The following is a 20,683-nucleotide window of genomic DNA, read 5'->3' as shown; positions in this document are numbered from 1 at the left end:
AGGACACCTGAGTGTTGTGAACTGCGCGCTCAGACATACAGTCCTCATCGTGCGATCACAAGTAGCCGCGCCGGGCCAGATTATTCTTCAGCCTCGTCCGTTTCGACAAGTGTAATCGCGCCTTCGTCCAGAAGGGCGTGAATGGCGGCGACGACCTGAGACATCGCATCCTCGGTATCGGATTGTTTGACCTTGCTACGTTCGGCCATTTCTTCACGCAGATTATCTGCCATGCGAGAGGACATGTTTGCCAAAAAGAACTCGACCGTTGCAAGGTCTTCGTCGGTGCTGGCCCCGGCAAGTGCGGTGACAAGAACAGGTTGGTCCACGCTGCGCAGAATTGCAGGAATATCGCGGGATTGGATGCGGGAAGGCACGTGCGAAAAGATGAAGATCGATTGCCGGACGGTATTGGCAAAATCGGCGTCCTCCTCATCCAGTGCGGTCAGCAAACCATCACGCGTCGCCGCAGCGGTCTGGTTGAGGATCGCGCCCACACGCTTACCCGGGCCGTCCCGAAAGGCGGGCTCGGGGCGTTGATCCAATTGAGCAGCCAAGGACCAACCAATCCGCTCAACCGCCTCAGGCGTCACGTTGGCCGTTTTCGATACCGCATAGGTTATTCGCCGCGCCGTGGGACCGGGCAGGTGGCCCAGCAACTGGGCGGCCTTGGCGGTTTCGAGTTTTGACAGCATGACGGCTGCGACTTCGGTGCTTTCCGCTCTGGCCATCTCGGCCAGATCTTCTGCGGATACCTCGCGCAAGCGTTGCCATGGGTCACCGATCTGGCGTACCCCCGCCACTTTGCGCAACCGGGCAGCGGTGGCCGGGGCAATTTTGCCATTCACAGCATCCAGAGCGCCGGCCAGCCCATGTGGGAATGAAAGACCGACACCATCAAGCGCATCGGCAAATTCCTGTGCGACAGCCGCGAGCGTCACTCGGTCAACCAGTCCCATTTGACCCAGTTGATGGGTCAACTGCTCCTGCAGCAGGTCAGGCAGTTCCTCAAGCGGGATATCCGCGCCTTCGTTCAGAAGAAGCCGGACAACAACCGCAGCCTTTTCCTGATTGCTGAGATTACGAGGCATGACGCGTGGTGCGTCGTTCTCTTGGTCTGCCGCCGGGGCCTGAGCACCCGGCGCCATCTGTACCATTAGTTTCGTATCCTGCATCTGCCTGCATTGCCAATATTGCGTTACAGGTAGATTAGCGAGACTCAGGTAAAGAAACCCTGAAACTCAGTAGCTATAGGTCAGCCCGGTGCGAATAGCCTCGCGCAGCGATGCTTCGGCCCAAGTACCTTCACCGCCGCGCGCCTTGATCTCGCGCCATTGCGCTATGGCCAGTTCAGTCTTTCCTTCGGCGACAAAGCCCTGACCCATATAGCTACGGGCGAGGATGTTATCAGGGTTTGTTTCGATGGCTTTCTGATAGAAGGTGTTGGCCAGTTCCAACTCACCCATTTTGCGATAGGTGAAGCCCCAATAGGTCTGCACCAGATCGTCATCTTGGTTCATGATACGCAGAATTCCCTGCGCGTTCTCATATTGCCCATCATAGGCCAACTCACGCACGGCGTCATACAACTGATCGTCGGAGAACTTGGATTTGTCTGGTTTAACACAGCGCCCTGCAGACTCGTCGTAAACTCGACCAAACAGGCACTTCTTGGTGGTATTTGTCGGCTTGGGTGGGCTGCTATCACCACCACCCGCAGCAATTGCCATGGGTGCGAAGGTAAAGGCCTGAAGAGCGATGGCCGAGGCTAGTACGAGACGCATGTTCCTACTCCGTTGTCAAAGTGACTTGTTACAATCATAGCGTGATCTACAAAAAAGCTAACGATTGACCGATCTCTTTTATTCACAAGCAGGAAATAAAAATGTCAGCTATTGACGATTTTCATGCAGCTTTGGCTTTCGCTGTCCCATGTCGTGCCTTCCGCACAGGACTGGGTTTGCTTTGCATGACCGCTGCAAGCAAGCCCGGCGGTGCCTGCGCAAATCAAAGCAATTGCACATAGAGCAGTTCTTAGCATCGTGTTTTCCTTTCGCGGAAAAGATGCCAGCAGATTACCCGAGTTTTGCCAATCTGGCAAAGAAACAAGGCCCGGCCTGAACAAACAGGCCGGGCCTTGCCTAAATCCGGTCCGGGTTTATTCGCCGAACACGCGCGCGAAAATCGTATCAACGTGTTTGGTGTGGTAGCCGAGGTCGAATTTCTCTTCGATCTCTTCCGGGCTCAGCGCGGCGGTTACATCAGCGTCGGCCAGCAGTTCCTCTTTGAAATCGGTACGATGCTCCCAGACCTTCAGCGCGTTGCGCTGAACCATGGCATAGGCATCTTCGCGGCTGACCCCTGCCTGTGTCAGCGCCAGAAGAACCCGCTGGCTCATCACAAGACCAGGGAACTTGTTCATGTTTTCAAGCATGTTCTCGGGGAAGATCAGCATCTTGTCGATCACCCCTGTCAGGCGGGCAAGGGCAAAATCCAGAGTGATGGTGGTGTCCGGCCCGATCATGCGTTCGACCGAGGAATGCGAGATATCGCGTTCATGCCAGAGCGCCACGTTTTCCATCGCTGGGATCACTGCTGCACGCACCATGCGCGCCAGACCGGTCAGGTTCTCGGTCAGCACAGGGTTCTTCTTGTGCGGCATGGCCGACGAGCCCTTTTGTCCCATCGAGAAAAACTCGGCCCCCTCCAGCACTTCGGTCCGCTGCATGTGGCGGATTTCGATGGCGATGTTTTCAATGCTGCTGGCGATCACTCCCAGCGTGGCAAAGAAGGCCGCGTGACGGTCGCGCGGAATGACCTGCGTGCTGATCGGTTCAGGAACCAGACCAAGCTTGTCGCAGACATGCTCTTCGACCTGCGGGTCGATGTTGGCGAAGGTGCCGACTGCGCCGCTGATCGCGCCGGTGGCGATTTCTGCGCGGGCGTCGCGCATGCGGGACAGGTTGCGGTCCATCTCGGCATAGAAACGCGCGAAGGTCAGGCCCATGGTAGTCGGCTCTGCGTGAATACCGTGACTGCGACCGATGCGGATCGTGTTCTTGTGCTCGATAGCGCGGCGCTTGAGGGCGGCCAGCAGACCTTCGAGATCAGCGATCAGGATGTCAGCGGCACGGGTGAGCTGCACGTTAAGGCAGGTGTCCAACACGTCGGAGGAAGTCATGCCTTGATGCACGAAACGGGCCTCTTCGCTGCCTACATGTTCGGCCAGGTGGGTCAGGAAGGCGATGACGTCGTGCTTGGTAACGGCTTCGATCTCGTCGATGCGGGCAACGTCGAATTCGACGTCCTTGGCTTTCCACACCGCCTCGGCGTTTTCACGCGGGATCACGCCCAGATCGGCCATGGCGTCGCAGGCATGGGCCTCGATCTCGTACCAGATGCGGAACTTGCTCTCGGGCGACCAGATGGCGACCATCTCGGGGCGGGAATAGCGGGGAATCATTGGCGGCAGCACCTTTTTATGATTGGGATGAGGCGTTGGCGCGGGGTTTAGCTGCGCATTCACCAAGGAACAAGGCGCGAGTGCTGGGATGAGACGGTTTGCCCTGATTTTATTGCTTTGGCCGGGAATTTTATCCGCCGAGGAGTTTCGGCGGCTGACAGCGGATGAAATCCTGATGGCGCTTATGGGCAAGAAACTCGACTACGGTGAGGGTATCAGCCAGACCTTCGATGACAGCATGCACACGCAGTACTTTTCCGGTCGCCCTAGCGCGGGGCGCTGGGCTTTGCGTGAGGATCGGTATTGTTCGGTCTGGCCGCCATCGGAAATCTGGGCTTGCTACGATGTGGAGCAAAGCGGAGATACGATCCGGTTTGTAGATGATGCAGGCAATACGACTGACGGAACCTTTGTGAAGTGAACCTACCCAGGAATATCGCGGATTTCCAAGGGGTTTGGAGCCTGACACGCCTCATCCGGGATGAGCGTGCGGGCCAGATCATTCATGCGGATGGTCAAGCAGAGTTGCAGCAAGATGCGCTGGGGTTGGTGTATGACGAGACGGTCACGCTGCGCATCCCGGGGCAGCCTGCAATGACGGGAACGCGTCGATACCTTTGGCGTGATGCTGGGGATCAGATTGCCATTCACTTCGACGATGACCGGTTTTTTCACGCACTCCAGCTAGGTCAGCCCCGCGCCGAGGACCACCACGATTGCCCGCCAGACAGCTATGATGCAGTATATGATTTCTCGGGATGGCCGCGCTGGACTGTCCGTTGGAAAGTGACCGGACCGCGAAAATCCTATGAAATGGAGACCAAATACGCGCTGCGATAGCGTAATCATCTTGCAGCAACGCTTCGGAACGGGCATTGCTGCAGTTGCAAATAAGTCCGAATGTGGAGAAATGAGATGAACGCAAACGTATTGGCCAATGCTTTTGGCCCGCGTGAGGGGACGGCGCTGCGCGTCAAGCAGGTGGCTCTGGTTGCCCTGGGTATCGTTGCTCTGGCTGTTGCTGCCAAAATCAAAGTGCCGATGTGGCCGGTTCCGATCACCATGGGCACATTCGCCGTTCTGACCATCGGCACCGCTTATGGCGCGCGCCTTGGCCTGATCACGATGCTGGGTTACCTGCTGGTTGGCGCTCTGGGCTTTGACGTGTTTGCGGGTTCCTCGGCCGAAAAATTCGGCCTGACCTACATGATGGGTGGCACCGGTGGCTATCTTGTCGGTTACCTGATGGCGACCATTCTGCTGGGCGCACTCGCCGCGCGCGGCTGGGACCGCTCGGTCGGCAAGCTGGCGCTAGCGCTGGTACTGGCCAACGTGTTGATCTACGTGCCGGGACTGCTGTGGTTGGGTCAGCTGTATGGCTGGGACAAGCCGATCTTGGAATGGGGCCTGACACCGTTCCTGCTGGGTGATGCGATCAAGCTGGCGCTGGCCGCTCTGCTGATCCCCGGTCTGTGGAAACTGCTGGGCGACGCACGCACCTGATAGCGCGCTCATGCGCAAGACACACCCGCGTTCGGAGCTTTCCGAACGCGGGTTTTTTATTGTCTGCAGAATAGGATACTGGACAAAGTCAATCTGCGTGGGCAACCTGAGACCAGAAAACTGATCAGGTTATTGAGATATGCGTATTTTGTTAAGCTTGGCGCTTGCGGCAAGTGCCGTGACTTGGTTGGCTGTAACGCCTGTGCAAGCCGACACACCGGTGACCTACACCGATAAAGGGCGCGCCCTGTTCCGCTTTGAGGTTCCCGACTTCTGGACATTGCGCACCGGTGGCCCGCGTGAGATCGAGGATACCAGTCTGGGCGATGCCCGTGCGATTTCGCGCGTCATGGGGATCAGACCGGTGACTGACGATAATGTCTGGATGGGGTTCGTCTCCCCATCGCGGGTTTCAAGCATTCAGGGCGGGCTGCGCTATCTTGAGGATATCGACAAATTCCTCGTCAAAGACCCGACCGTGACCAGTACGAGCGATACAAGGATTGGTGGGCGGCCTGCCCAGGTTATTCGAGGCACTGGCAATCGAGATGGGCGCGGAGTGAACTTTACCGCCACCGTGATCGACCTGCCGCGCGACCGTGTGGCCATTGGGGTTGCGATCCTGCGGGACGGGGCCGACCCGTCTTATGTTGATGCCTTGAACGCCGTTTTCGCGTCGTTCCGGTCTTTGCAGTAAGGAGGCCCGGATGACACGCAAAGTGATGAAACGCTCAGTTTTGGCGCTGGGACTGGGGGCTGCAACCTTCACATTGTCAGCCTGCGATGGCGTAACGGTCGGGGTAGGGTATGGCGTCGGCTATGACCCATTCTACGACTCAATGCTGTGGAATGACTATTACCACGATCACGATATAGACGTGGATATCAATCGACCCGACAGACCCGACAGGCCTGACCGCCCGGAGCGCCCGAATCCGCCGCAGCGGCCCAAACCTCCAGTCGCCAAACCACCTACGCGCCCGCATCCCCCAGTGGCGCGCCCCCCGGCGGCGCGGCCGCCGATCCATCGGCCGTCTCCAAGACGTCGCTGAAGGATTCGGGGCAGATTGGTCTGCCCCGACCCGATCGGGGATTGGTACGTTAGGCCCCACAGATTATGCGAATTGCAAATCTGTGACAGAGTGCAAATGGGCGGGCTTGATTTAGAAGTTCCGTAATAACAACTGCATCGAACGTCACAGCCCGCTCGACCTTTGCCAAAAGGAGTCGACGATGCTGACTGAAGAACAGCTAAGAGCCATCGCAGCTGCGTTCTGCGGGATCCTGATTGTGCCTAATATCGGTCTGCCGAACCCGTTTCGCATTGATCTAAATGCCAGAGCCACTCCCTAAGATATTATCGACGAGATAGAAGATAATATGGGCGACTTTGGTTTTGCCGGACATTCACGCGGACCGTTTGGACAAGATATCCGCGATGCTTTTATGGAGATTTCGTTCGATCAGAGGGGATGTGTCTATTCGATCTCGGTTGTTGGTGGGGTCAAGAGCGGTATTGGCGCTACCAGACGCCGAGAGACGCACTCGACAGATTGGAAAGCGCCCTGATCCAACCGCATTTTACTGCAGAAGTTCAGTCGTGATATGGGCCGAGCCTTCAAGAGTTCGGTGAACAGGACATTTGTCGGCAATCTCCAGCAGCTTGGCCTTCTGATCCGTGTCCAGCGGGCCCTCCAGCCGAATTTTACGGCGAAACTGATCGACCTTGCCTTCGCTGGCAAGCCCGGCATCCTGCGCGTGAACTTTATCATGACAGACATCGACCGTGATACCAGTCAGCGGCCAGCGCTTGCGGCGGGCATACATGCGAATGGTCATCGAGGTACATGCCCCCAACCCGGACGACACGAACCCGTAAGGTGACATGCCCCGATCCGAACCACCATAAGATGCGGGCTCGTCCGCGACCGCGTGATGACGCGGGCCTGACTGAATGTCCTGCAGAAAACCCGACGGGTCTGCCTCGGTCACGCGGACGACACCTTCCGGTGCCCCAGGTGGCGGGGCCGGAGGGCACAGCTTGACATAGCGGGAAACCCACGCGGTGATGACATCAGCCGCATAATCCGCATCCTGTGCACGCGTGATCAGGTGGTCGGCATCATCGAGTGTAACAAAGCTTTTGGGATGTTTTGCCGCCGTGAAGATGGTGCTGGCATTGTCAATACTGACCGTGCTGTCGCGTGGTGCGTGCAGGATCAGCAAGGCAGCTTTCAGATCAGAAATGGCCGGAGTGAGCGCGGTTGCCGAAATATCTTCAACAAACGCCTTGCCAATGCGGAACGGACGCCCTCCCAACGACACTTCGGCGCTGCCTTGAGATTCGATTTCGGGCAAGGCGGCCTCGAAATGGTGGGACACATGGCCGGGGTCGGCGGGTGCGCCGAGCGTTACCACGGCTTTGATTGACGGAATTCCTGCGCGTGCTCGCAATACGGCAGCGCCACCAAGCGAATGGCCGATCAGAAGCGACGGTGCCATATTACGGCCTGCAAGGTATTCTGCGGCTTTGATCAGGTCCTCGACATTCGAGGTGAATGTCGTATTGGCGAATTCGCCGTCCGAGTGACCAAGGCCGGTAAAATCGAACCGCAGGACCGCGAAGCCCATCGCCGCCAAGCGCGCCGAAATTCGCCGTGCTGCCGGAATGTCTTTCGAGCAGGTAAAGCAATGTGCAAATAACGCCGTCGCCAGAACCGGCCCGTCTGGCAAATCCAGGCGCGCGGCCAGTTGGCTGCCGTCGTGACCGGCAAAGGTAGTGCGTTCGGTGGGCATGATTATTCCTAGGTTGTCAGGTTTCGACAATACTGTGCGCTGAGGGCGGGCGGCTCAACCCTTGTGTCAGGCGCGTCACGGGAAGGTGAGAGATCGGGAAGTGATCTTATCTGGGCACCAAGTTCTTTGTACAATTTTCGTCAAAGAGCCTGATAAATCAAGATTGGTGATGTATTGCCGTAAAAATATTCATTTTACTTATTTGTTGTCGCCTCCCAACTAATAGTCATTCTAATGACTCTCTGTGGAGGCCAAAATGGCACATTCGACACCTGTACCTCTGAGTCCGGCAATTCGTCCCGGAGTACTGATTGCGATCCTACTGACGGGCGCAATCGGTTTCGCGCTTGGGCAAAACTGGCCACTGAGCACCTTGCCCCAGGAAACACAGATCATCACCGCGCCCGAGGATTGGCACGGTAACGTCAGGCGATCTCACTGGTCGAAATAGCGCTTAGTTTGCGCCCATCAACTGTGCGTCGAACGGATACTTGGTCAGGTTTTCGTAGCCGTCTTCTGTAATCAGCACCTGATCTTCCAGCTTGATTGAGAAGTCGCCACCTACCTCACCAACTGCCGCTTCGACGCACAGCACCATTCCTGGTTCAAGCGGGTAGTCATAGGCCCCTTCCACCGCCTTGTCTGGATAAGCCACCAAAGGCCATTCGTCGCACAATCCCACGCCATGCATCAGGCAACCATATTTCTGTGCCTGGAATTTGTCGTCCAGCCGGTGTGCATTTGCGGTCAGTTCTGGGATCATGACGCCCGGTTTCAGCATTTCCATATTGGTCATGATATGCTCGTGCGCGTGCTGCATTGCATAAATCATGTCAGGCCGTGGCTTTTGATCGCCGATCCACCATGTGCGCGAAATGTCGATGCAAATGCCGTATGATCCAATCAGGTCGGTATCGAATGCGATGATCTCGTTCTGTCTCGTGATACGTGGGCCACATTCCTGAAACCATGGATTGGTACGCTGGCCTGAAGCCAGAAGCCGAGTTTCGATCCACTCGCCTCCGCGTCGAATATTTTCAGCATGTAAAACGGCCCAGATGTCATCCTCCGACGTCTTACCATCCCCGACATTGGCACGTGCGAACCGCTCCATTTCAGCGACGGCGGTTTCACAGGCGTGGCTGGCACAGCGCATGGCGAGGATTTCGTCGGGGCCTTTTACAGCGCGGGTTTTCTCGGTGAGCTCTTCCCCCTCCATAACTTGAAACCCTTGCGCCTCAAGAGCGCGTAGGCCGTGCAACATGATCTTGTCTACACCAAGTCGCTTATTTCCGCCGCCATGTTCCTCGATCAACACGCGCACTTCGTTCGAGAACACATCCGCCGCGATATCGATTTTGTCGCCCCGGTCGAAGTAGAACAAATCCGCACCCGAGCGTTGCTCGCGCACCAGCGGGTTGAATTTCGACAGGAAAGGAGAGTTTTTGTAGTCCCAGATGACCATATAGCCATCTGCGCAAACCAACACCGCCCGGAACGGATTGTGAGTGTTCCAAAGCTGCATATTGGTGCTGTCGGTCGCGTAGCGAATGTTGAGGGGGTCAAACAACAAGACACCACCCCAGCCACGTTTCACAATGGCTTGGGTTAATCGCGACCAGCGGTATTCCCGCATCCGTTCGAGATTGGGCAGGCTCAGCCCTGCGGCCGTCCATTCATCAAAGGCCAGCTGTGTCGGTCCGATTTCGATCCGATCATTGTCATTTGGGGTTCCATCGCCGAGAGTGGCGCCCCTGGTGGGATCAATCTTACGGGTGTCGCGATAGGGTGTGTTCACGGGCGGGCCTTTCTGCTTGCCAACCCAGCCTGCAAAGCCAAAGACGATACGTCTCGAAAGTTTGCGACTGTCTAGAAGTCGCTTTTTGACCGGCAAAGCCAGTTTGGGATGCTATGCCTCAGTTATGACGGAGATATTGCAGCATTCCATCCCCCACAATCCGCTTGCCCCAAACCCGCTACCTGGGATCAAGCCGGCTGATCCTAACAACTGGTTGCACCAGGACGATGCCTTTGCGGCTCAAATGCAACGGCGGACAGATTTGTTGGAAGAGCGGACGTTAGATGTTCTGGCCCAGAGCCCCGAAGCATCGAAGCCCGCGCAGGAGTTGCTTGAATTGGTTCTCAGGCAAGCCTACCCGGATGCTTCCGATCAAGTTGTTAGGCCAGACGGGATCAAAATCGAAATTGATTGGGACCACCCGTTGGAAACGCTTTGCCAATTGGTACAGGAAGATTTCTGCATATTGCAGAAGCACGGAGATGAGCATGTATTGACAGGCGCGATCCTGTGCTTTCCTGCAAGCTGGATGTTGTCCGAAAAATTCATGCGCCCACTGACCGGAATTCATGAACCCGTGGATGTCTACGACGCAAACGTAGCACGTAGGGTTCAGCGTTTATTTGATGGGATTCAACCGAACCGCCCGCTGTGGCGGTTTAATGCGCTTTGGTATCATGACGCTGAACTGTTCCAGCCACGCAGTATGGCGCAAAGACGTGCGCCACAGAACGAAAACACCGCCCGGTATCTGCGCAGCGAGCGACAAACTCTCTTGCGTCTACCACAAACAGGCGCGGTGGTATTTGCCATCCACACATACGTGATGGCGGCGGAGCAGGTCTTAGAATTGGAAAACCCCGCCTGATGGCGGGGCTTCCAAGGAGGGTCTTGGGTCGTTTGGTTACATGCCTAGGGCGTTTGCGACCTCGCCAAAAGCATTTGTAAGGTTCAGGCCGAAAATCGCGGTTGTAAATGCCAACACCTGAGTGTTGAGGCGAAAGTCCTCACCGCGGATCAGATTGACAGCCGCCAAGGAAACGGCAACCGGGGCAGATACGCTGGCAATCGCGCCTGTCATGCCCCAACTAGTCAGCCTAAGGATATCGCTTGGGCGATCGGTTTCCTCAGCGCTGTCCTGATAAAGGTTTGCCGACGGCGACGGATCGGTTTCAGTGCGAAACGCAATACTGAGGAGTTGGTCATCGCTCAGCTTTATTGGGCGCGGCTTGCTCCGGGTTTTGGTTTCCAGTTGCTCTGGATTGGAATCGGGCAAGTCGAGCCCAGCAAATGGACCGCTGATCGCTTCGAAAATCTGTTTCCGATTTCGGGAATTGCGGGGGCTGATCGAGTCGAACGCGCTCATGAATTGTTCAATCGTCAGCACTGTTTTGGGCGATAACCATTCAACCCGACGTGTCGTGCAGATATCGACCATGCGGTAAAGCATCACAACCAGCATCAGCTCTGAAATTTCGCTATCATCAAGCAGCTTTGAAACTGGACAAATTGTAATCGTCAACCGGTTGTCTGGGGGGGCTACGACACGACGAGCTTTGGTTCTGAGACCCGCAGATTTGTCCATCCGTTCATGGTGGCTGAGTTCAACTGCCTTGGATTCCGAATCAAGAGTCAGCCGCACAAGATACTGGCTGCAGACGATGCTTGCCTCGGACGCACTGAGAAGCGTCTTGCGCTCAACCAGATGGCCATAATCCGCGAGTGTGGTGGATACGACATCGCAAACGCGTTCAAGTGCGCCATCCGCAGAGCCGTCGAACTGGAGACCGCCGTGGTACATATGCTTCGAAGTCACAGCATGTTCCTTTGCCGTAATAATCTTCACAACAATGTAGCAACCGAAATGGTGCAAATTTTGACGAAAATGCAAAAAAGTCAGAGATTTCCATCATTGATTACACTTTGGAAACCAAGAAAAACGCGGTTTTCTTTAATATATGTGGCGAGAATGTGGCTGAAATCGGATCTGCCGGGCCAGATAAGTTGGTCGACTCAACCGTCGATTCGAGCGGCCATAATAGCGATGGATTGCTGATAAACAGTGGCGGCATTCCACTGTTGGATAACCGCAAAATTCGGCTCGCCGGATTGGTAGCCACGTCCTGGCTTCCACCCTTTCTTACGTAAGAAATTTGCAGTTGAGGCAAGGGCGTCGGTCATGTTGTAGAAATCGACCCGACCATCACCCGTTGCGTCCACGCCATAGGTCAAAGCATTGCCAGGCAAAAATTGCGTATGACCCAGCTCGCCATGTTTTGCCCCTTTTGTCGCCATCGTGACGCTTCCTTGATCGACTAATTTTAGCGCACCAATGGCATGCGGGATAAAGAACTCGGATCGGCGACAATCATAGGCCAATGTTGTGATTGCGGAAACAACCTGGCTGTCGCCCATGAAGTTACCAAAGCCGGTTTCCATGCCGTGGATGGCAATCAGAACACCCGCGGGCACCCCGTATTGGCGCTCCAGAGCAGCATAGAATTGCGGGTTGCGCGCCTTACGCTTACGTCCCTGCGCGACGATGGTATCCGCTCCGCGAATTTTCATGAACTTGTCCAGCGAGTATTTGAAGCTTTTTTGATTGCGATCAGCTGCAATGGTGCGGGTCGCGTATTGGGTCTGCGCCAATGCCTGCAGGCCTTTCTTTTTCACCCCAGCACGCTTGGCCGTTTTGGCGAAGTCGGCTTTCCAAGCCTCAAATCCGCTACCGGTATTGCCGCATGGCGCCGTGAACGCCATCGAGGGCATGAGAATAGCGATAGCAACGCTGGTGCAAATTCTAAGCATGAAGGAAATCCGATTGCAGAATAACTGCTTCAGCCTAAGCTTTCATCGCTGTCTGGCAAAGCGGTTTAATACAGATCAAGTTCACCTGTGGTTTTCAGGGTTTCGAACCACTCGTCCGGGGTTTTATCGATCTTGGCATGCTTGACCATCATCGCGTTCATATTGGGCAGATGCGAAGAATCCGGCCATTCCTCTGGCTGCCACAGGTTTGAACGGATGATGCATTTGGGGCAGTGCGCAAAGATGGTTTCGACATGGATCAACAAGGCCAGTTTGGGGGCATGACCTCCAACATCCATGGTAGAAAGCAGTTCAGAATCCGCACAAATCCTTGCAGTGCCGCGAAGTCGCAGCGTTTCCATTTTTCCGGGGACGAAGAAGATCAAACTAACGCGCGGGTCCTTCAGAACGTTGTGAAAGGTATCTACGCGCTTGTTTCCAGGGCGGTCGGGCAGGGCGATCAGTGTGTCAGAAATGATGAATGTAAACCCTGCCGGGTCCCCGCGTGGAGAAATATCAAGATAGCCGGACGGGTTCGCCGACGCGATGAGGCAGAAAGGTGAGGTTGCGATAAAGTCACGGCACATTTGATCCAGCGCTGGAAGTTCTTTGTCGATGATCTGAGGCAGGGGGTGCCCGCAAATCTGTTCGAGTTCGGCTTCTGAGGTCACGAGATTTGCGAACTCTGAAAAAGGTGAAGCATCGACGGGCATGCGCGTTCCTCCTTTGGTGCTGGTTCAACGAGTTTGGAAGATCGCGCCAAACGAAACAAGGGCGCCCCGAAGGGCGCCCTTAAAACAGTCCGATATGCTATTGGATCAGCAGCTGTAGTACATGCCGTACTCAACCGGGTGCGGCGTGTGTTCGTAGGTTTCGACCTCTTCCATCTTCAATTCGATGTAGCCGTCGATTTGGTCTTTTGTGAACACGTCGCCCTGCAGCAGGAAGTCGTGATCGGATGCCAGAGCTTCCAGAGCCTCACGCAGCGATCCGCAAACGGTCGGGATGTCGGCCAGTTCTTCGGCGGGCAGATCGTACAGGTTCTTGTCCATGGCTTCGCCCGGATCGATCTTGTTCTTGATGCCGTCCAGACCGGCCATCAGCAGCGCAGCAAACGCCAGGTAGGGGTTTGCGGCGGGATCGGGGAACCGAGCCTCGACGCGCTTGGCTTTCGGGCTTTCGGTCCACGGAATACGCACACAGCCAGAGCGGTTGCGGGCCGAGTAGGCGCGCAGAACAGGGGCCTCGAAGCCCGGGATCAGTCGCTTGTAGCTGTTGGTCGCCGGGTTGGTGAAGGCGTTCAGCGTTTTGGCGTGCTTCAGAACGCCACCGATGAACCACAGCGCCTCATCCGACAGATCAGCATATTTGTCGCCTGCAAAGAGCGGCTTGCCGTCTTTCCAGATCGACATGTTCACGTGCATGCCGGTGCCGTTATCACCTGCGATGGGCTTCGGCATGAAGGTGGCCGATTTGCCGTAGGCGTGGGCGACGTTGTGGATCACGTATTTGTACTTCTGCAGCTCGTCGGCCTGTTTGGTCAGGCTGTCAAAGATCAGACCAAGCTCGTGCTGGCACGAGGCGACTTCGTGGTGGTGTTTGTCGACCTTCATACCCAGACGCTTCATGGTGCTGAGCATCTCGGAACGCAGATCCTGGCTCTCGTCCACCGGGTTCACGGGGAAGTAACCGCCTTTGACCCCGGGACGATGGCCCATGTTGCCCATCTCGTATTCTGTGTCAGTGTTCCACGATGCATCAGTTGCATCAACTTCGTAAGATACCTTGTTGATACTGTTAGAGAAACGAACATCGTCGAACAGGAAGAATTCGGCCTCAGGGCCCATATAGGCCACATCACCGATACCGGACGCCTTCAGGTAGGCTTCGGCTTTTTGCGCGGTGCCGCGCGGGTCACGCTCATAGGCTTCGCCGGTGTCGGGCTCGACAACCGAGCAGTGCAGGCAGATGGTCTTTTCCGCATAGAACGGATCGACATATGCGCTGTCTGTATCGGGCATCAGCTTCATGTCGGATGCTTCGATCGACTTCCAGCCTGCGATGGACGATCCGTCGAACATGAAGCCTTCTTCCAGAAAGTCTTCGTCGACCTGATCGGACATGATGGTTACGTGCTGAAGCTTGCCGCGCGGGTCGGTAAAGCGGATGTCGACATATTCGGCGTCCTCATCCCGGATCAGCTGAAGAACTGCGTCCTTGCTCATACTCTCTATTCCTCTGATTTGAGATTAGTCGGTTACAGCGCGTCCGAGCCGGTTTCACCGGTGCGGATGCGGATAGCTTGTTCAACGGGCGAGACAAAGATTTTGCCGTCGCCGATCTTGTCTGTCTTGGCTGCGCCAACGATGGCTTCGATGGCGGCGTCAGCCTGATCGTCGTCCAGCACCACCTCGACCTTTACCTTGGGCAGAAAGTCGACCACGTATTCAGCGCCGCGATAGAGCTCGGTGTGGCCTTTCTGACGGCCAAAGCCCTTGACCTCGATCACGCTCAGACCTTGTACGCCCACGTCCTGCAGCGCTTCTTTCACTTCGTCCAGCTTGAACGGCTTGATGATCGCTTCGATCTTTTTCATTCCGGCTCACCTTGCATGGTTGTCTTGAAGGCACTGATCACGTCTAAGATTGGGCGGCAATCTGATTGCTGTGTTGCAGGCTGCCAGAGACAGTGAAAGCGATCATTGGATCAAATTTTGATCGCTGTGCACAAAAAGTAATCAAATTCGAATCGCCTGAGGGGCCAGAGATGACGAAACTGCTGACCGCTGCGCAAATGCGCCTCATCGAGACCACCGCGATTGGTCTTGGGCAGGCGACGGGTCTTGAGTTGATGGAGCGCGCAGGACAAGGCGTTGTGGCCGCGATTTTTGAGGAATGGCCAGACTTAGCGAAATCCGGTGGTCGCGCGGTGATATTAAGTGGCCCGGGCAACAATGGCGGAGACGGCTTTGTGGTCGCGCGGTTGCTGCAAGGGCAGGGGTGGCAAGTCGAAGTGTTGCTCTATGGTGACCCTGCCAAATTGGCACCGGATGCGCGCGTGAACTATGAACGGTGGGAAGGAAGGACGCTTGGTGTGGCTGATTTTGGTAAGGCTGAAATTCAGCATCCTGACCTTTCCATTGATGCATTGTTTGGCACCGGATTGACGCGACCAATCGAAGATCCGGTTTTGTGGGAATACCTATGGGCGCATGATGATGCGGAAGACGCATGGGAAATGCGCAGGCAAGGTCGTGGAACCGATATCGTACCACCACGAACAGTCGCAATTGATCTGCCTTCAGGTCTCTGCTCGGATTCAGGCAAAGTTATTGGGGGCACCTTTGCACAGCATGGTCGCCGTTGCGCACGGTCCGCCCTGACCGTTTCATTCCACGCGCGAAAGCTTGGGCATGTTCTGAGCGAGGGTTCATCTTATTGCGGTCGACTGGTCGTGAAAGATATCGGATTGAATCGGCATGAGGGAGGGATTGAGGCAGCAACTTCTGTCGAAGCGCCATCTGGCACTCATCTCAACAAAAGTGAGCACAGCCATAAGTACTCGCACGGTCATGCGCTTGTGCTGTCGGGCGGCGTCGGCAAAACCGGGGCCGCACGTTTGGCAGCCCGAGCGGCGCTGCGGATAGGGGCGGGGTTGGTGACACTGGGTGCGCCACCTGCCGCGCAAATGGAGATCGCGAGCCAGATCACCGCTCTGATGCTGAAGCGGGTTGATGGGGCAGGGGACTTACTTGAAACTCTGCAGGATGAGCGGTTTAACGCATTGTGCCTTGGACCGGGCCTGGGTGAAACGCGATCTCGGGAATTGGTGCCGGTTGCACTAAGCGCAGCCCGGCCGACTGTGTTGGATGCGGATGCCTTGTCAGCGTTTGCCGAAGAACCGGGGGCGCTATTAGAACTGCTGCATGAAAGATGCGTGCTGACGCCGCATACAGGAGAGTTCGCGCGTTTGTTCCCGGATATCGCAGAAAAGCTGAATGAAGTGCCCGCCAAGGGCCCGGCATTCTCTAAGGTTGATGCGGCTCGTGAGGCGGCGGTGCGAGCTGGATGTTGTGTACTGGTGAAGGGGCCTGACACGGTCATTGCCACGCTGGACGGGCGGTGCTCGGTCAATTCTGCACATTACAACCGGGCGGCCCCCTGGCTCGCAACGGCTGGATCGGGCGATACGTTGGCCGGCTTCATCACCGGATTGCTTGCCCGTGGGTTCGAGCCAATGCAAGCGGCAGAAACGGCGGCCTGGCTGCATGTTGAGTGCGCCCGGAACTTTGGGCCAGGCTTGATCGCCGAAGATTTGGCCGAGCAGTTGCCCGCCGTATTGCAACAGATTGAAGTATAAATGGATCGGCGGTAAATGGCCGATCGCAACCCAAAGCGGCGAATTTATGCCGCTGCGTCCCGCCAGTTGCATAGCGGCTGTTTGCAGTATGCAACGATCGGCGTCACAATTTTCTTGCATGGTTATTAGAGTCGCCTATGGGACTCGATCAATGAATTGAAATTAATGCAGAATTCTTGCCTTCGACGCAGATACCTGTGGCGATAAAGCAATGAATGCTGAACTTGAGCCGGGTATCATTGGAAATGCAGGAACCGATGAGCATTTGAGCAGTATCAAACTTAAAGAACCATCTACGGTGAATGACATGACAGTGAAATATAAACTGACTTCCTTAGCAGCAGCTTTTGCTGCAACAACCGCAATACCTGCCGCCGCCGAACTTAAATATGAAAACAACACAGGTGGTTATGTGTTGCTATACGGACAGTTGCACCCTGCGTTGATTTCGGTCGATGACGGAGAAGACACCGAGACCCGCGTGCTGGACAACGACCTTTCGAACAGCCGGGTCGGACTTGAGCTGTTACAGCCTTTTGGCAATAACGATTTCACATTCCGGTTGGAAACCGGATTGGGACTTCCGAATTCAAGCGAGTGGAACCAGCTAGGCACTGATTTCAGCGGTTGGACTCGCGAAGACATCCGGCATGTAGATTTCGCTCTGGCGGGTGACTGGGGTAAATTCTCTGCTGGTCAGGGCAGCATGGTGGCGGACGGTGCTGCCGAAGTGGACCTGTCCTATGTCGGGACCGCGCTGTATTCTTTCACGAATGACGAGAACGGCGGTTTTTTCTATCGCGGCACTGACGGTTTCCTAAGCGATATCACCGTGGGCGATTCCAGCAGCAACTTTGACGGCGCGCGTCGTGGCCGTGTTCGTTATGATACACCCGAGTTCAGTGGATTCACCGCTGGGCTGGCATATGGTCAGAACATCCTGTCCAGCGGCGATGACGATGACTATTATGATGTTGGCCTCAGATACAACAACACCTTCGGTGGCGGGGTCGAGTTCGCTGCAGCCATTGCTTACTCGGTTCGTTCGGCTGACGATGGATCAGGGGATCGCAAGGATACGATCGGTTCGGCGTCCGTTCTGCTGCAGAGTGGGTTGAGTTTCACCGTCGCTGCGGGCACGCGCGACAATGATGCGGACGGTGCGTCTGATCCGAACTACTTCTATGGGAAGATCGCGTATGAAGATCAGTGGGTCTCCTGGGGCAAAACCGGTATCGGGATCGACTACTATTCGGGTTCGGACTTCGTGAATGACGGGTCCAGCACAGACGCTTGGGGCATCGCTGTCGTTCAGCGTATCGACAGCATCAATACAGATGCCTACCTGAAATACCGCAATCACGACTTCGAAGATGGCGCTTCGTTCGACAACAACGAAGCCTGGGTGTTGGGCGCCCGCTGGAAGTTCTGAGCTCTTAACTCAGTAATGATCAAACGCTCCGGTCTGCGCCGGGGCGTTTTTTCGTCTGTGATATGGGCAAAACGGGGCTGAAAAGGCCTTTGCCTCTTGCACGTAGGCGGCTGGGCAAATAGAAGGCGTCAAATTTGCCCGGCGCGCCCGTTTTGCGCGCCCCGAATCCTATGGGGACTACCATAATGCAGGTTACCGAGACGCTGAATGAAGGTCTGAAACGCGGGTACAACATCGTTGTGACCGCAGCCGAGCTGGACAACAAGGTCAACGAAAAGCTGACCGAAGCGCAGCCCGAAGTCGAGATGAAGGGTTTCCGTAAAGGTAAGGTGCCGATGGCGCTGCTGAAGAAGCAGTTTGGCCAGCGCCTGCTTGGCGAAGCGATGCAGGAAACCATCGACGGTGCCATGAACAAGCACTTTGAGGACAGCGGCGAGCGTCCTGCACTGCAACCCGAGGTCAAGATGACCAACGAGGACTGGAAAGAAGGCGATGACGTAGAAGTTGCTATGTCCTACGAAGCGCTGCCCGAAATTCCAGAGGTTGACCTGAAATCGGTCGAGCTGGAGAAGCTGGTTGTCAAAGCTGATGATGCAGCCGTGGAAGAAGCGCTTAACAACCTGGCCGAAACCGCCCAGAACTTCAAAGCGCGTCGCAAGGGTTCGAAAGCGAAAGATGGCGATCAGATCGTGTTCGACTTTGTTGGCAAGGTTGATGGCGAAGAGTTCGAAGGTGGTTCGGCTGAAGATTACCCGCTGGTTTTGGGCTCGAACAGCTTCATCCCTGGCTTTGAGGAGCAGTTGGTTGGCGTAAAAGCCGAGGAAGAAAAAGACGTGAACGTCACCTTCCCGGAAGAATACGGTGCCGAGCATCTGGCCGGTAAAGACGCCGTATTCACCTGCACCATCAAAGAAGTGAAAGAACCGGTTGCAGCCGAGGTTGACGACGAACTGGCAAAGAAATTTGGTGCCGATGATCTGGCTGCTTTGAAAGAGCAGATTGGTGAGCGCCTGGAAGCGGAATATGCCGGTGCGTCGCGTGCGGTTATGAAGCGCGCACTATTGGACGTGCTGGACGAGAAAGTTTCGTTCGACCTGCCACCCTCGTTGGTGGAAGCCGAAGCCAAGCAGATTGCACATCAGCTGTGGCACGAAGAGAACCCTGAAGTTGAAGGCCACGATCATGATCCGATCGAGCCCACCGACGAGCACAACAAACTGGCCGAGCGCCGCGTGCGTCTGGGCCTGTTGCTGGCAGAGCTGGGCCAGAAGGCCGAAGTCGAAGTGACCGATGCCGAGATGACTCAGGCGATCATGAACCAGGCACGTCAGTACCCAGGTCAGGAACGTCAGTTCTTTGAGTTCGTGCAGCAGAACGCTCAGATGCAGCAGCAATTGCGGGCGCCGATCTTTGAAGACAAGGTTGTCGACTACATCGTCGAGCTGGCTCAGGTCGCAGACAAAGAAGTCAGCAAAGACGACCTGCAAAAAGCCGTTGAGGCACTGGAAGAGGAATAATCCTCTTCCTTCTCCCAGCCTGGGGCCACAAAAAAGCGGAGCCGTCTGGAAATTAGACGGCTCCGCATGGGTGGCTTTGTACTATGAGGTGAGGGGGTCAGGCCTCATGAGCAAAAGCACGGGGGGTCTGTAACAGAGCGGTCTTTTGCTCTGGGGTGAATGTATCGGTCAGCGCTTCGATCAGTTTCAGCACTGCCTGTCTTTCCACTTCCGTCTTGGCCGCACTCATCTGTTCGACAAAATACTTCTCAAGATCGGTGAGCGGTTTGTGGTCGCGGTTTGCCGGGTTGGCAGTCGCTGCCTTTTTTGCCTCGAAGAACTCCAATGCCTTTTCTTCTTCGATAAAGACATCGTGGTGGATGTCAGCAAATTCTCGAAGGCCCGAAATCCTTTCTTCCGAGCAATCCAGCAGGGCCGCCATCGCCGGCACTTTGCCCATCGGTACTGTTTCGCCAACATAATCGTAGGGCGCACAGTTCGAGCGTTTGAGGACGCGGTTCATGACCGGGTCGATGACGGTGATGATGTCTTGAATACCCGCGCTGCGGCAATATTCCAGTGATCCAATCATCAACTCACAGGTCGCATATGAGACTGAGTTTTTCTCTTTTCCTCGAGTCAAACGCTGCGTATCGACACAGAAGCGGGTCGATTCCCACATAGTCGCACTGCGCATTGGTGCTTCGCCGCATAAGATATCCGAGAACACATCCGAAAGCATGTGTGGGCCAGTGGTCTGGAGTGCACGTACTGCGGCCACGACGTTCCCCTCATCGTCGAGACCGATTACATATGCAGGATCCAGATGATCGAATTGATCGATTTCTTTCCCATCTTGGATGTTAACGTCCCAACCAAGTCGCCCGCCAAAAACCCGAGCGCGCAGTTCGAACATATCGTCAAGAACTTCGGTGAACAGATGTCTGTTCAGCCCATCAACTACCAAAATCATGTTAACCCCCTTCGAGTGATCTGTCTGTGGATAAGACGTTACTCGGTTTCCACAG

Annotated in this window: 21 protein-coding genes; 10 read left to right on the top strand and 11 right to left on the bottom strand. The window is 55.6% G+C overall.

The window, feature by feature from the left end; all coding sequences use genetic code 11:
- Nucleotides 1-80: 80 nt before the first annotated feature.
- From ACR0KN_RS17610 to purB, 3 genes are all read right to left on the bottom strand, one after another.
- Nucleotides 81-1,175 (bottom strand): flagellar motor switch protein FliG, encoded by a 1,095-nt coding sequence (locus ACR0KN_RS17610; protein WP_480655358.1) that lies wholly within the window; start codon nucleotides 1,173-1,175, stop codon nucleotides 81-83.
- A gap of 66 nt (nucleotides 1,176-1,241) precedes the next feature.
- Nucleotides 1,242-1,784 carry a tetratricopeptide repeat protein gene (locus tag ACR0KN_RS17605; RefSeq protein ID WP_480655356.1) on the bottom strand — a complete coding sequence of 181 codons (543 nt, stop codon included), beginning with the start codon at nucleotides 1,782-1,784 and terminating at the stop codon, nucleotides 1,242-1,244.
- A gap of 374 nt (nucleotides 1,785-2,158) precedes the next feature.
- Nucleotides 2,159-3,463, bottom strand: coding sequence for an adenylosuccinate lyase (gene purB, locus ACR0KN_RS17600; RefSeq protein WP_480655354.1), 1,305 nt, complete (start codon nucleotides 3,461-3,463; stop codon nucleotides 2,159-2,161).
- A gap of 88 nt (nucleotides 3,464-3,551) precedes the next feature.
- Here purB and ACR0KN_RS17595 point away from each other — a divergent pair, with 88 nt between their 5' ends.
- From ACR0KN_RS17595 to ACR0KN_RS17575, 5 genes are all read left to right on the top strand, one after another.
- Nucleotides 3,552-3,884 carry a hypothetical protein gene (locus tag ACR0KN_RS17595; RefSeq protein WP_480655352.1) on the top strand — a complete coding sequence of 111 codons (333 nt, stop codon included), beginning with the start codon at nucleotides 3,552-3,554 and terminating at the stop codon, nucleotides 3,882-3,884.
- Complete coding sequence (locus ACR0KN_RS17590) at nucleotides 3,881-4,303, top strand: DUF6314 family protein (protein ID WP_480455778.1); 423 nt, start codon at nucleotides 3,881-3,883, stop codon at nucleotides 4,301-4,303. The genes ACR0KN_RS17595 and ACR0KN_RS17590 overlap by 4 nt, the downstream gene beginning before the upstream one ends.
- Before the next feature lie 75 nt (nucleotides 4,304-4,378).
- Nucleotides 4,379-4,966, top strand: coding sequence for a biotin transporter BioY (locus ACR0KN_RS17585; protein WP_010442062.1), 588 nt, complete (start codon nucleotides 4,379-4,381; stop codon nucleotides 4,964-4,966).
- A gap of 139 nt (nucleotides 4,967-5,105) precedes the next feature.
- Nucleotides 5,106-5,663 carry a hypothetical protein gene (locus tag ACR0KN_RS17580; protein WP_480655349.1) on the top strand — a complete coding sequence of 186 codons (558 nt, stop codon included), beginning with the start codon at nucleotides 5,106-5,108 and terminating at the stop codon, nucleotides 5,661-5,663.
- A gap of 10 nt (nucleotides 5,664-5,673) precedes the next feature.
- Entirely contained in the window at nucleotides 5,674-6,018 is a 345-nt protein-coding gene (locus tag ACR0KN_RS17575; protein ID WP_170472280.1) for a hypothetical protein, read from the top strand.
- Nucleotides 6,019-6,547: 529 nt separating this feature from the next.
- Here ACR0KN_RS17575 and ACR0KN_RS17570 read toward each other — a convergent pair.
- Nucleotides 6,548-7,762, bottom strand: a complete 1,215-nt coding sequence (locus ACR0KN_RS17570; RefSeq protein WP_480655347.1) for a bifunctional alpha/beta hydrolase/OsmC family protein — start codon at nucleotides 7,760-7,762, stop codon at nucleotides 6,548-6,550.
- A 256-nt stretch (nucleotides 7,763-8,018) separates the two neighbouring features.
- Here ACR0KN_RS17570 and ACR0KN_RS17565 point away from each other — a divergent pair, with 256 nt between their 5' ends.
- On the top strand, nucleotides 8,019-8,213 hold the full coding sequence (locus ACR0KN_RS17565; RefSeq protein WP_170540628.1) for a hypothetical protein: 195 nt from the start codon (nucleotides 8,019-8,021) through the stop codon (nucleotides 8,211-8,213).
- Between the two features lie 3 nt (nucleotides 8,214-8,216).
- Here ACR0KN_RS17565 and dddP read toward each other — a convergent pair whose 3' ends face one another.
- Complete coding sequence (gene dddP / locus ACR0KN_RS17560) at nucleotides 8,217-9,560, bottom strand: dimethylsulfonioproprionate lyase DddP (RefSeq protein WP_480655345.1); 1,344 nt, start codon at nucleotides 9,558-9,560, stop codon at nucleotides 8,217-8,219.
- Nucleotides 9,561-9,684: 124 nt separating this feature from the next.
- Here dddP and ACR0KN_RS17555 point away from each other — a divergent pair, with 124 nt between their 5' ends.
- A complete protein-coding gene (locus tag ACR0KN_RS17555; RefSeq protein WP_480655343.1) occupies nucleotides 9,685-10,428 on the top strand; it encodes a heme-dependent oxidative N-demethylase family protein in 744 nt (247 codons plus the stop codon).
- Between the two features lie 36 nt (nucleotides 10,429-10,464).
- On the opposite strand, the gene ACR0KN_RS17550 is transcribed toward ACR0KN_RS17555, so the two are convergent.
- From ACR0KN_RS17550 to ACR0KN_RS17530, 5 genes are all read right to left on the bottom strand, one after another.
- Complete coding sequence (locus ACR0KN_RS17550) at nucleotides 10,465-11,376, bottom strand: hypothetical protein (RefSeq protein WP_480655341.1); 912 nt, start codon at nucleotides 11,374-11,376, stop codon at nucleotides 10,465-10,467.
- A gap of 197 nt (nucleotides 11,377-11,573) precedes the next feature.
- On the bottom strand, nucleotides 11,574-12,368 hold the full coding sequence (locus tag ACR0KN_RS17545) for a lytic murein transglycosylase (protein WP_170540619.1): 795 nt from the start codon (nucleotides 12,366-12,368) through the stop codon (nucleotides 11,574-11,576).
- Between the two features lie 65 nt (nucleotides 12,369-12,433).
- Nucleotides 12,434-13,081, bottom strand: coding sequence for an MSMEG_1061 family FMN-dependent PPOX-type flavoprotein (locus ACR0KN_RS17540; RefSeq protein WP_170472264.1), 648 nt, complete (start codon nucleotides 13,079-13,081; stop codon nucleotides 12,434-12,436).
- Nucleotides 13,082-13,186: 105 nt separating this feature from the next.
- The gene (gene glnA, locus ACR0KN_RS17535; RefSeq protein ID WP_170472262.1) at nucleotides 13,187-14,593 is read right to left on the bottom strand and encodes a type I glutamate--ammonia ligase; all 1,407 of its coding nucleotides are present in this window, start codon (nucleotides 14,591-14,593) and stop codon (nucleotides 13,187-13,189) included.
- A 32-nt stretch (nucleotides 14,594-14,625) separates the two neighbouring features.
- Nucleotides 14,626-14,964: a P-II family nitrogen regulator gene (locus tag ACR0KN_RS17530; protein ID WP_260022631.1), complete on the bottom strand. Its 339-nt coding sequence runs from the start codon at nucleotides 14,962-14,964 to the stop codon at nucleotides 14,626-14,628.
- Between the two features lie 170 nt (nucleotides 14,965-15,134).
- Here ACR0KN_RS17530 and ACR0KN_RS17525 point away from each other — a divergent pair, with 170 nt between their 5' ends.
- From ACR0KN_RS17525 to tig, 3 genes are all read left to right on the top strand, one after another.
- Nucleotides 15,135-16,727 (top strand): NAD(P)H-hydrate dehydratase, encoded by a 1,593-nt coding sequence (locus ACR0KN_RS17525; RefSeq protein WP_480655338.1) that lies wholly within the window; start codon nucleotides 15,135-15,137, stop codon nucleotides 16,725-16,727.
- A 211-nt stretch (nucleotides 16,728-16,938) separates the two neighbouring features.
- A complete protein-coding gene (locus tag ACR0KN_RS17520) occupies nucleotides 16,939-18,159 on the top strand; it encodes a porin (protein WP_170540609.1) in 1,221 nt (406 codons plus the stop codon).
- A gap of 185 nt (nucleotides 18,160-18,344) precedes the next feature.
- Complete coding sequence (gene tig / locus ACR0KN_RS17515) at nucleotides 18,345-19,676, top strand: trigger factor (protein ID WP_170473353.1); 1,332 nt, start codon at nucleotides 18,345-18,347, stop codon at nucleotides 19,674-19,676.
- Between the two features lie 97 nt (nucleotides 19,677-19,773).
- On the opposite strand, the gene ACR0KN_RS17510 is transcribed toward tig, so the two are convergent.
- Nucleotides 19,774-20,628, bottom strand: a complete 855-nt coding sequence (locus ACR0KN_RS17510; protein WP_480455800.1) for an acyl-homoserine-lactone synthase — start codon at nucleotides 20,626-20,628, stop codon at nucleotides 19,774-19,776.
- Between the last annotated feature and the right edge of the window lie 55 nt (nucleotides 20,629-20,683).

This window comes from Ruegeria sp. AP7, from assembly GCF_056539905.1.
Note: the sequence above shows the minus strand (reverse complement) of the source record. Positions and strands in the feature narration are given on the sequence as shown.